The sequence below is a fragment of the Thioalkalivibrio sp. ALJ1 genome, from assembly GCF_000745395.1.
Lineage (GTDB): Bacteria > Pseudomonadota > Gammaproteobacteria > Ectothiorhodospirales > Ectothiorhodospiraceae > Thioalkalivibrio.
Window position 1 is genome coordinate 291116 of sequence record NZ_JQIW01000003.1, and the last position, 10940, is coordinate 302055.

Sequence of the window (10940 nt, forward strand, 5' to 3'; positions counted from 1 at the left end):
AGCCTGAGGCCATCATGACGGAGGGGGCGGTGGTTCACAGGGAATCGGTTGCGTATCATAAAGGGCTTAATCGCCAGGTGCCCCGCCGACAATCGGCGGGGTTGAACGGGAAGCTGGACTAAGCCAGCGCTGCCCCCGCAACGGTACGCACACCGGCCCGCCAGTCGGGCCATCGAAAGGCATTCGCCACTGCATCCGCGATCGGTTGTGGGAAGGCGTCTTCCGGCCCAGATGATCCTGGGGTGTGCAAGCCCGGAGACCGGCCCGGCGTGAATTCCTGCGACGGCGCGGTGGGCGTGAGTCGGTAGGGGGTTCGGGCCGTTCGGCTCGTGTTCTGCTGCCGTCTGCCGCCCACCTGCCGTCGCCCGGACGGAACCCAGGATGCCAGACGTTTCTTCCACCCTGCCTGAATCTGACGCGCTTGAATTCAGTGATTGTGGCGCTTTCGATGCTGCCTCCCGCGAAGCCGTTTATCGGGTGATTGGGGAGCGCCGCGATATGCGCCATTTCCGTCCCGACCCGGTTGATCCGGAGGTGCTGCAGCGCCTGCTGGAGGCTGCCCACCATGCCCCGAGTGTCGGGTATATGCAGCCTTGGCGCTTTCTGCGAATTGTCGATCCCGCGTTGCGGGCGTCTCTCCGCGCCCATGTGAGCGCGGAACAGGAACGCACGGCCGAGGCCTGCGGAGAGAAAGCGGCCGAGGTCCACCGTCTGAAACTGGAAGGGATTCGCGAAGCCGGGGAGCTACTCGTTGTAGCGCTGACGGATGGGCGCGAGCGCTACGTACTCGGTCGGCGCACGTTGCCCGAGATGGACCTTTGCTCGGCGGCCTGCGGGATTCAGAATCTATGGTTGGCCGCCCGTGCCGAGGGCCTGGGGATGGGCTGGGTCTCGCTATTCGATCCCGACTGGCTGGCACAGACCCTGCACATGCCGGAGGGCGCCTATCCAATGGCCATCCTTTGCCTGGGGCACGTGGAGGCCTTCTACGATCGGCCCATGCTGGAACAGACCGGATGGGACCAGCGCCGGACGTTGTCGGACTTGGTGTTCCAGGATCGCTGGGACCAGGGGGCCGATCGGGCGGAGCCCGGATCGGGCGCGGCACCGGGTTCCGCCGCCTATGCCGGCAAGGACCGCTCGTGATCGTTTTCTTGACGTTGATCGGGGCGCTCATCCTGGATCGCTTGTTTGGCGATCCCCGGCGCTTTCATCCCTTGGCCGGGTTTGGCCGTTTGGTTGCCTGGGCAGAGGCTCGTTGGCATCGCGATAGCCGGGCACGTGGAACCCTGCTGTTGGTGGCGCTGGTTCTGCCCTGGGTGGTGCTCGCGTGGGTCGCGGCTTCGTTGGCCTGGGGCTGGCTGGTCGGGCTGGTGGTGCTCACGCTGGCGATCGGCTGGCGCAGCCTGGATAAACATGCCGAGCGGGTTGCGGAAGCGCTCGAGTCCGATCAGACGACCGAAGCCCGAGCCGCGGTGGGCATGCTCGTGAGTCGGGACACGGACGCGTTGGATACCCGGGGCGTCAGCGGGGCGACGGTCGAATCGGTCCTTGAAAACGGCAACGATGCCGTGTTTGCCACCATCTTCTGGTTTTTGGTGGCCGGTGCCCCGGGCGTTATTGCTTATCGCCTGGTGAATACGCTGGATGCGATGTGGGGCTATCGTTCGCAAAGGTATCGCCAGTTCGGGTGGGCCGCCGCCCGTATGGACGATGCCATGAATTACATCCCGGCCCGGCTGACAGCGTTGGCCTATGCACTGGCGGGCAACACCCGTGATGCCCTGCAGTGCTGGCGCGAGCAGGCGCCTGGATGGAAGAGTCCGAACGCGGGTCCGGTGATGTCTGCGGGCGCCGGGGCGCTCGGGATCGTACTGGGCGGCCCGGCCCCCTACTCGGGGCGTGATGAATGGCGCCCGCGTCTGGGTATGGGGCGCATGCCCGATGCGGCCGGGATACGGGGCGCGATCGGCCTGGTGGATCGCGCCCTGGCCATCTGGCTGGGATTCATTGTTGTGGGGGTCGTGTTCGTTGTCTTGTATTGATCAGCAGCCGGCTGTAGCCACGAGCGGATCTCCGGAACGTCTGGACCAGGCGCATGGGGGTCGTGTTCGGGCGGCGGCTGCGCGCTACGGGGTCCCCTTCGCCGAGTGGCTGGACTTGTCCACCGGGATCAATCCGCATGGTTATACGGTCGGTGAGGTCCCGGCAGCGGCCTGGGCGCGCCTGCCAGAGCTGGATGACGGCCTGGAGGTGGTTGCCGCCAGTTATTACGGCACCTCGGAGCTAATGCCGGTCCCCGGCTCGCAGGCGGCGATCCAGACGTTGCCGCAGCTGCGTCAGGGGGCGGCACGGGTCGGCATCCTCGAACCCAGCTACAACGAACATGCCAAGGCCTGGCGGTGTGCCGGGCACGAGGTTTTGCCGCTGGACGCGGACGCCATTGCAGCGGCGATGCCCCAGCTCGATGTCCTGGTGCTGGTGAACCCGAACAATCCCACCGGGCAGCGTTTCTCGCGAGATACGTTGCTGGCCTGGCATGCCGAGCTGGCCGCACGGGGTGGCTGGCTGATCGTGGACGAGGCCTTCATGGACGTCACGCCCGACCAGAGCCTGGCCGATGCCGCGACCCGGGAGGGTTTGGTGGTCTTGCGCTCTCTGGGCAAGTTCTTTGGCCTGGCCGGTGCGCGCGTCGGCTGTGTGATCGCGGCGGCGGCAATGCGGGAAGGCTTAGCCGCGCGGCTGGGACCCTGGACGATTGCTGGCCCGGCCCGCTGGGCCGCGGCACAGGCCCTTGCGGATCATGCCTGGCAGGTCCGAATGCGAGACACACTGAAAGCCGCCGGGCAGCGCCTGGAATCCCTGCTCAACGGCTACGGGCTGTCACCGACCGGCGGCACCGCGTTGTTTCAGTGGCGCCAGATGGACGCGCCAGCGGTATTTCAAGACCGTCTGGGTGCACAGGGGATCCTGGTGCGGCGGTTCGATGCGCCCGCCAGCGTGCGCTTCGGCCTGCCGGGCTCCGAGGCGGAATGGGAGCGCCTGGAGCGGGCACTGGAGTCCCTGTGAGCGGCACCACACTGATGGTTCAGGGCACGACCTCGGATGCCGGCAAGAGCGTCCTGGTCGCGGGCCTTGCGCGGGTTCTGCATCGCCGCGGACTGTCTGTCGTGCCATTCAAGCCACAGAACATGGCGCTCAACAGTGCGGTGACAGCGGATGGTGGCGAGATCGGTCGGGCTCAGGCGCTACAGGCAGCAGCCTGTGGGCTGGAGCCGCATACCGATATGAACCCCGTGCTCCTCAAGCCCAGTTCCGACCAGGGTGCCCAGGTGATCATCCACGGGCGTCCGGCCGCCCAGATGGATGCGCGGGCCTACCATGATTACAAGCGCGTCGCGCATGAAGCGGTGATGGCGTCGCATGCTCGCCTGGCCGCCCACTACGAACACATCCTGGTCGAGGGGGCGGGCTCGCCGGCGGAGATCAACCTGCGTGAAGGGGATATTGCCAACATGGGTTTTGCCGAGGCGGTGGATTGCCCGGTCATCCTGGTGGCGGATATCGATCGCGGCGGTGTGTTCGCGCATCTGGTCGGCACCTTGGCACTACTGAGCGAGAGCGAGCGCGCCCGGGTACGGGGGTTCGTGATCAACCGCTTTCGTGGGGACGGGTCGCTGCTGCAACCCGGGCTGGACTGGCTGGAGAAGGAGACGGGCAAGCCGGTACTGGGCGTGCTGCCCTATCTGCATGGCTTGTATCTGGATGCCGAGGACGCCTTGCCCCGTGAGGCGGTTCCCGAAGCCGACGCGGGTGCGCTGCGGGTGGTGGTTCCGGCCCTGCCGCGCATCAGCAACCACACCGACTTCGACCCGTTGCGCCTGAATCCGGCCGTGGACCTGCGTTTCGTGGGGCCTGGCGAGTCGCTGCAACCGGCCGATCTGGTGCTCCTGCCGGGGTCAAAAGCGGTGCGCAACGACCTGGCCTGGTTGCGCGAGCAGGGCTGGGAGGATGCGATCAGACGCCACCTGCGCTATGGCGGGCGGGTGATGGGGATCTGTGGCGGCTTCCAGATGCTTGGACGGGCGGTACATGACCCGGAGGGCGTGGAGGGTCCACCGGGATCGACCCTTGGCCTTGGCTGGCTGGAGATCGAGACCACACTGGGGCCAGAGAAGCGGCTGGAGCGTGTGCAAGGGGATCGGGTGCTGGATGGGCCGGCGGCGGTGGAAGGCTACGAGATCCACGCGGGGGTCACGACCGGGCGCGGGCTTGAGCGTCCGCTGCTGCATCTGTCGCATGGCCCGGACGGGGCTCGCAGTGAGGACGATACGGTAATTGGAACCTATGTTCATGGGGTGTTGGATCGGGCGGAGGCCGCGACGGCCATCGTGGAATGGGCGGGCCTGGACGTGGGCGTGACCCGGGCGCAGGATCTCTCGGCTGCGCGCGAGGTCGGTCTGGATCGGCTGGCGACGGCGCTGGAGGAGCATCTGGATATGGAACGAATCCTGAGATTGTTGCGTCCCCAGAAGGCTTCGCGATGAAGACCCTTGTGTTGGGCGGGGTTCGTTCTGGCAAAAGCCGTCTGGCTGAGCGGCTGGCGCAGGAGAGTGGTCAACCGGTGACCTACGTGGCTACCGCCCGGGCCGATGACCAGGAAATGGCGCGCCGGATCGAACGCCACAAGGCCGACCGTCCCGCGCACTGGGGCCTCGTGGAGATCGGTACCGGGCTGGGCAAGGCGCTGGAGCAGACGGCGGCGCCCGATCATTGCCTGCTGGTGGACTGCCTGACCTTGTGGCTGACCCAGTTGCTTTGCACCGAACACGAGGCCCGGATCGAACAGGAGCGTGAGGCCTTGATCGAAACGCTCCCAAGGTTGCCCGGGACCGTGATTCTGGTGAGTAACGAGACCGGCCTCGGGATTACGCCCATGGACGCCCTTTCGCGCCGCTTCGCGGACGAGTCCGGTTGCCTGCATCAGCGCCTCGCGGCCGAGATGGACCGCGTCGTCCTGACCGTGGCCGGTCTCCCGCACATACTCAAGGGAGATCCTTTGTGATGGGCCCAGCAATGAATCAAATCCGTGGAGTATCCAGCCGGGCATACGGGTCAAAAGGCCTCAGGCCGGTCTCGCGCCTGCGTCATTGCGAGGAGCCGCAGGTGGCGCGGCAATCTTCTCCCGAAGCCTCAGTCCGTGAAACGCCACGGGCTGCCAGATTTGAACGATTGCTTCGTCGCCTTGCTCCTCGCAATGACGGGGGGTTGGGGCCGGTGGAGTCATTCGCAACCAGCAGCTAGTGGAGGCCGGAAGTGACCGAAGACTGCGATTGGCTCCAGGTTCCTCCAGCTCCGTTGAACGACACGGCCCGCCAGGCGGCCGTGGCCCGCCAGGGCGAGCTCACCAAGCCACCCGGTTCACTCGGAAGACTGGAAGGCGTGGCCGAACGCCTGGCTGCCATGCAAGGCCGCGAACGGCCGACGCTGGAGCGTATCCATGTCGCCGTCTTTGCCGGCGACCACGGTGTAGTGGAGGAGGGCGTCTCACCGTTCCCGCAGGCCGTGACGGCGCAAATGGTCGTGAACTTCGCCATGGGTGGGGCCGCAATAGCCGTTCTGGCTCGCAGCCTGGGAGCCAGCATGGAGGTGATGAGTTTGGGAACGGTGGCGGAGGTGCCTTCGCACCCGGCGATCCAGCAGATCGGTCTTGGGCCGGGCACCGCTAATCTGGCGAGGGAGCCGGCGATGACCGCTGGGCAGCTCGAACGCGCCATGAACGTCGGGCGTCAGTGTGCCGAACGTGCGCGCCGCGCGGGAGCCGAGTTGTTTATCGGTGGCGACATGGGCATCGGCAACACCACTTCGGCGGCGGCGGTCGCTTGTTCCATCCTGAAACGCCCAGGTGCCGAACTGGCCGGTCCGGGCACCGGACTGGACGCAAACGGCGTCCGGCACAAGGCAGACGTGATCGAATGGGGGCTGGAGCGCCATTCGGGCGTTCGTGGCGAGGCCCTTGGCAGTTTGCGCGATTTGGGCGGTTTCGAGATTGCCGCGTTGGCCGGGAGCTATATCGCAGCCGCCCAGATTGGATTGCCGGTATTGGTTGACGGCTTTATCAGTACCACCGCTGCGCTGGTGGCCACTCGGTTGTGCCCCGGCGCGGAGGCATGGTTCTTCTACGGCCATGCCTCGGCCGAGCCGGGTCACGCCGTCCTGCTGCGCGAGCTGAATGCCGAACCGTTGCTACAGCTGGAGATGCGCTTGGGCGAGGGCAGTGGGGCGGCAACCGCGGTGCCCCTGCTCCGTATGGCCTGCGAGCTCCACGCCGGCATGGCGACCTTTGCGGAGGCCGGCGTGGCCGGGAGCTCGCAATGACGTTTCCCAGTATTGGGCTGCTGCGCCACGGCGAAACGACCGGATCGGGGTTTCGCGGACGCGGTTGCGACGACGCCTTGACGCCCGCGGGGGAGCAGGCAATGCACGCGGTCTTCGAGGCGTCTGGCACCTGGGACCGCATCGTGACCTCGCCGCTGCAGCGCTGCCGGCTACCTGCAGAACGTTTCGCGCGCGCCGCTGGTGTGCCTCTTGTCCGTGAACCACGCCTGCAGGAGCTCCACTTCGGGGAGTGGGAGGGTCGCACGGCCGAAGAGCTGATGCAGACGGACGCCGACGGCCTGGGGCGCTTCTGGCAGGACCCAATCCACTGCCCGCCACCGGGAGGAGAAGACCTGGCCAGCTTCCGGGATCGTATCCTGGCCGCATGGGAGCAGGTCGTGGTGGCCGAGGGAGATCGCACCCTCGTTGTCACCCATGGCGGCGTGATCCGCGTACTCCGCGCGCAATTCGAGGGCTGGCCACTGGAGAAGCTTCTCTCCATCGAAGTCCCGCTGGCATCCCTCCACCGGATCCAGCGCCCCACCACAGCGCAACGCCCCGCATGAACGGCGAACCCGTCCCAACCCCGGCTGTTGTAGGAGCCTGCTTGCAGTTGAAGCCCTTGCCAAAGCCCAACATGGGCAGGCGCTTCGCCTGCAAGCAGGCTCCTACAATGGGCCCCGAAACACCCTGTAGGAGGCCAGCCTCTGGCCGATTGGGGCGCATCCAACGCCAGATCGGCCAGAGGGCTGGCCTCCCACAGGGAAGTGGCCACAGTCGTAGTGTCACCCGGGTCCGCTGGATCTCCCGCTTGCCGGATGACCGCAAGGCCCAGAGGCCTCCAGAATGACACCCGTCCTAACCCCATTCTGGCTCGCGCTGCAGTTCCTGACGCGATTCCCCACACCGGTGTTGGAACCGACGCCGAAAGATCTCGGCCGGTCGGTGCTCGCCTATCCACTCGTGGGGCTGATCCTGGGCTTGGTGGTGGTCGGGTTTGGCATGGCACTGGCAGCAATCCCAGGTGCGCCATCGTTGCTGATCGCCGCACTCGTACTTGCATTGTGGGTCGGGCTGACCGGTGCGTTGCACCTTGATGGGTTGGCGGATACGGTCGACGCCTGGGTCGGTGGTCACCAGGACCCGGAACGTGCCCAGGCCATCATGAAAGATCCGGCTTCAGGCCCAATGGCCGTGGCCGCCTTGATCCTGGTGCTGTTGATCAAGTTTGCGGGGTTGGTGGCGGTGGTAGAGACGGGTGCCTGGCTGGTGTTGCTGGTTGCTGTCGTGCTGGGACGAGCGGCGCTCACGGGGCTCTTCTTGGTGGTCCCCTATGTTCGGGAACAGGGCCTGGGCTCGGAGATGGCAACCCACCTCCCTCGGACGCCCGCCTTGGCCGTGTTGGCCGCGACGGGGTTATTCATCCTGATCCTGGCCCTCGCGACCGGGCTTTGGGGTTTGATTATGGGCATGTTTCTGGCACTGATGGTGGTGTTCGGGATCGCCGCCTTTCTGCGCCGCTGGCTTGGCGGCTTCACCGGCGACACGGCCGGTGCGACCCTGGAAGCGGTCGAAGTGGCTACGCTCTCCGTGATGGTGCTGACGCTGTCGTTGCACTGACCGGATGGCTCACCTAGTGCTATCTGGGGAGATGAGCGGCGCTTGGGCTGTCACAAAACAGTCACCGGATTGCCACATACTGTCAGGATGACCTTTCCCGCTCGATTGAATCCGTTACGGGTGACCTTCCGTGTAATTGTGAATCCGCTGGCAGCGGTCCGTGAGATAGGCCAGACGGAGGCGCCGCCGTGGTGGCAGACGTTTCTGGGGCTGGCTTTGCCGGTGTTGCTGGTAAGCGTTATCGCCAGCCAGTGGTTGTATCAGGTGATTCCGACTGGGCTGCCGCCGGAGGCGATGCCGGGCGCATGGGGCTTCGGTATCTACAGTGTGCTCGCAATGAGTATCGGTGTGCTCGGGCTGACGTGGTCCGCGCATTACCTGGGCGAACTCTTTCAGGGGCGCGGGGACGCGGACCGGGCCATGCTGGCGGTCAGTATCGGCCTGCTCCCGGCCTGGGTCGCCAAGGTCGCCGCCGCCTTCCCCTGGCCGTGGGGCAATGGCATCGGTCTGCTGCTGATCCTGTATTCGCTGTGGCTGCTGTATTGGTCACTTCGCGGCATCCTAGGGCTGCGTCGTGGCAACCGCATCGGCCTGTTCGTGGCCACCGTCTTCTGCGGCGCCTTCATCACCCTTATCTTCGGCTGGGCCCTGATGGACGTGATCCCTGGTGCCACCCCCGAGATCCGTATCGGCACCACCTGGCTGATATAACCAGGACCATTCTTGGTTGACGTGTCCTGGTAACTGGGTCGGTATACTGGCGCGGAAACGAACGAACAACCGGGATTGGTATGGCGGCAGGGAAGGCAGGTGGCAAGAGAAAAGCGAAGCCCTCGAAAGTCGCGGGATTGCTCAAGAAGGCAAAGAAGGCGCTGGATGATGGCGCCTTCGAGGAGCTCGAGGCCTTGTGTGGGCAAGTTCTCGGTATTGAGCCCAATAGTACAGATGCCCTCAGGCTTCTGATTCAGGGGGCCTTCGACCGGCATCAGTACAGCACAGCGACCCTGTATGCATCGAAACTCGTCCAGATGTGTCCAAAGGATGCGGACAGCTACAACGCGCTGGCCGGTGTGCTGATCCTGCGCGACCGCTTCGAAGCTGCCGGGGCCGCGTTGCGCGAGGCGTTGCGACTGGACCCCAATATGCGCCTGGCACTCGACAACTACGCGCGCGTCCTCCAGGCCGAGGGGCGTTGGGACGAGGCGACCGAGATTCTGGAATCCCTGGTGGAGTCTGATCGCAACAGTGCCAAGCTCTGGTTCTCGTTTGCGCATTCGCGCCATTTTCCCGCGGACGGCTCGCCCAGAAAGGAACTGGAAAAGATCATCCGCAAGGGGAAGTTCGACCTTCGCGACCAGGGCCGTTTGTATTTCGCGCTGGCGAAGCTGCACCAGGATGCGGGCGATCTCGATCAGGCATTCTCGGCCTTTGAGCTCGGGAATTCGCGCCAGGCGGAGGCGATCCACCGCCAGGTCGAGCAGGTGCGTCAGGGAGCCATACGCAAGAATGTCGCGGCCACCGAGAAGATTTTCTGCGCGGATTGGGCGAGGGGGCTTGATGACCCGAACCAGTCTCCAAGGCCGCTGACGCTGGTGCTGGGTCCGCCCCGTTCCGGCAAGTCGCTACTGGAGGGCCCGCTCTCCGGACACACGCGAGTCCGCCATTATGGCGAGCTGGCGGTTCTCCAGGAGGTTCTTTCCCAGCTCCCGAAGGAGGTGCGCAAGCGCTATCCGCTGATTATGCGGGAGCTGGAACCGGCAGGCATTGCGCAGATGCGGGCGCGGGTCGACTCCATGTGGGGCGAGGCGAAGGACGAATCGGTCCGAACCCATCTGGTTACCAATCCTGGAAACGTCTTCCATGTCGGGACGTTCATGAGCCTCTACCCGGGTACCCGCGTAGTCTTCTGCGAGCGGGACCCGGTGGACAACGCGATGGCGATCTACATGCGCTGGTTTGCGCAGCGCCTGCCGTACGCGTGGGCGATCGACACCATCGCCGAGTTCTTGATGCTGTATCGCCGGATGGCGGATCACTGGGAGAGGATATTTCCCGATCGTGTGCAACGGGTGCACTACGAAGAGATGCTGGAAAACCCCGATGCCCATGTGGCCCGGGTGCTGGCCGCGCACGACTTGGAATGGGAGGCGGTATGCGCGGACGATCAAGGGGAGATCGCCGACCCGGCCCTGCTTGGGCTAACCGGCAGCCTCGGCAGACGCAGCCGCGTGAACCCGGCATTCGCGAGTATCGGTGAGCAGTATGAGGCCTATCGGCCTGCGTTCGAGGAGGCGGTAGGCGCCGCGAGGGCAAAGGTCTTTCCCAGCGGCGACTGAACAATAAGGGGTATCGGTTTTTTTCGATTTGGGGCTAAAGGATGGTGGTCGGGTGTCGTTAACGGTGCTGAAGGCGGGCTAGGACCGTCGACTGAACCGCCCGAGGCGGCGAGTACGACTCTACAGGAGAGTGATCATGTCTCAGATTATCAACACCAACGTTCTGTCCCTGAACGCGCAGCGCAATCTGGGGAATTCCCAGGGTGCGCTGGCCCAGAGTCTGGAGCGTCTGTCCTCGGGCCTGCGGATTAACAGCGCCAAGGACGACGCGGCCGGTCTGGCCATTTCCGAACGTTTCAGCACCCAGATTCGCGGACTGAACCAGGCGGTGCGCAATTCCAACGACGGGATTTCGTTTGCGCAGACGGCCGAGGGCGCCCTGGGGACCGTGGGCGATGCGCTGCAGCGGGCACGCGAGCTGGCGGTGCAGGCGGCGAACGATTCCAACTCGGCTTCGGACCGTCAGGCGTTGAACGACGAGGTTCAGCAGCTGATGTCCGAGGTCTCGCGGATTGCCAACAGCACCGAGTTCAACGGTGGCCGTGTGCTGGACGGCAGTGTGCAGGACCTGTTCTTCCAGGTGGGTGCGAACCAGGGCCAGACCAT

10 protein-coding genes, 1 pseudogene and 1 riboswitch are annotated in these 10940 nt (G+C 65.2%); all 11 genes and pseudogenes read left to right on the plus strand.

Annotated features, from left to right (window positions below; all coding sequences use genetic code 11):
- Positions 1–58: 58 nt before the first annotated feature.
- Positions 59–283: riboswitch (cobalamin riboswitch) on the plus strand.
- 98 nt (positions 284–381) lie between these two features.
- The gene (gene bluB, locus F462_RS01330) at positions 382–1146 is read left to right on the plus strand and encodes a 5,6-dimethylbenzimidazole synthase (protein ID WP_038051025.1); all 765 of its coding nucleotides are present in this window, start codon (positions 382–384) and stop codon (positions 1144–1146) included.
- On the plus strand, positions 1143–2045 hold the full coding sequence (cbiB, locus tag F462_RS01335; protein WP_038051028.1) for an adenosylcobinamide-phosphate synthase CbiB: 903 nt from the start codon (positions 1143–1145) through the stop codon (positions 2043–2045). Before bluB ends, cbiB begins: the two co-directional genes overlap by 4 nt.
- Positions 2041–3069 (plus strand): threonine-phosphate decarboxylase CobD, encoded by a 1029-nt coding sequence (cobD, locus tag F462_RS01340; protein WP_208854116.1) that lies wholly within the window; start codon positions 2041–2043, stop codon positions 3067–3069. Before cbiB ends, cobD begins: the two co-directional genes overlap by 5 nt.
- Positions 3066–4547: a cobyric acid synthase gene (locus tag F462_RS01345; protein ID WP_038051030.1), complete on the plus strand. Its 1482-nt coding sequence runs from the start codon at positions 3066–3068 to the stop codon at positions 4545–4547. Before cobD ends, F462_RS01345 begins: the two co-directional genes overlap by 4 nt.
- A complete protein-coding gene (gene cobU / locus F462_RS01350; protein ID WP_038051031.1) occupies positions 4544–5065 on the plus strand; it encodes a bifunctional adenosylcobinamide kinase/adenosylcobinamide-phosphate guanylyltransferase in 522 nt (173 codons plus the stop codon). Before F462_RS01345 ends, cobU begins: the two co-directional genes overlap by 4 nt.
- A gap of 251 nt (positions 5066–5316) precedes the next feature.
- Complete coding sequence (cobT, locus tag F462_RS01355; RefSeq protein ID WP_038051034.1) at positions 5317–6378, plus strand: nicotinate-nucleotide--dimethylbenzimidazole phosphoribosyltransferase; 1062 nt, start codon at positions 5317–5319, stop codon at positions 6376–6378.
- Positions 6375–6944 carry a histidine phosphatase family protein gene (locus F462_RS01360; RefSeq protein ID WP_038051037.1) on the plus strand — a complete coding sequence of 190 codons (570 nt, stop codon included), beginning with the start codon at positions 6375–6377 and terminating at the stop codon, positions 6942–6944. Before cobT ends, F462_RS01360 begins: the two co-directional genes overlap by 4 nt.
- 280 nt (positions 6945–7224) lie before the next feature.
- Positions 7225–7998 (plus strand): adenosylcobinamide-GDP ribazoletransferase, encoded by a 774-nt coding sequence (locus tag F462_RS01365; RefSeq protein WP_038051039.1) that lies wholly within the window; start codon positions 7225–7227, stop codon positions 7996–7998.
- 87 nt (positions 7999–8085) lie between these two features.
- Positions 8086–8709 (plus strand): YIP1 family protein, encoded by a 624-nt coding sequence (locus F462_RS01370; protein WP_038051041.1) that lies wholly within the window; start codon positions 8086–8088, stop codon positions 8707–8709.
- Between the two features lie 80 nt (positions 8710–8789).
- A complete protein-coding gene (locus F462_RS01375) occupies positions 8790–10334 on the plus strand; it encodes a tetratricopeptide repeat-containing sulfotransferase family protein (protein WP_244270831.1) in 1545 nt (514 codons plus the stop codon).
- A 136-nt stretch (positions 10335–10470) separates the two neighbouring features.
- Positions 10471–10940: pseudogene (locus F462_RS01380) on the plus strand (flagellin); the annotation flags it as partial.

Bases quoted from the DNA above. Each gene is read 5' to 3' on its own strand.
- bluB (WP_038051025.1), top strand. From the start codon at position 382: ATGCCAGACGTTTCTTCCACCCTGCCTGAATCTGACGCGCTTGAATTC.
- cobU (WP_038051031.1), top strand. From the start codon at position 4,544: ATGAAGACCCTTGTGTTGGGCGGGGTTCGTTCTGGCAAAAGCCGTCTG.
- F462_RS01360 (WP_038051037.1), top strand. From the start codon at position 6,375: ATGACGTTTCCCAGTATTGGGCTGCTGCGCCACGGCGAAACGACCGGA.
- F462_RS01365 (WP_038051039.1), top strand. From the start codon at position 7,225: ATGACACCCGTCCTAACCCCATTCTGGCTCGCGCTGCAGTTCCTGACG.
- F462_RS01370 (WP_038051041.1), top strand. From the start codon at position 8,086: ATGACCTTTCCCGCTCGATTGAATCCGTTACGGGTGACCTTCCGTGTA.
- F462_RS01375 (WP_244270831.1), top strand. From the start codon at position 8,790: ATGGCGGCAGGGAAGGCAGGTGGCAAGAGAAAAGCGAAGCCCTCGAAA.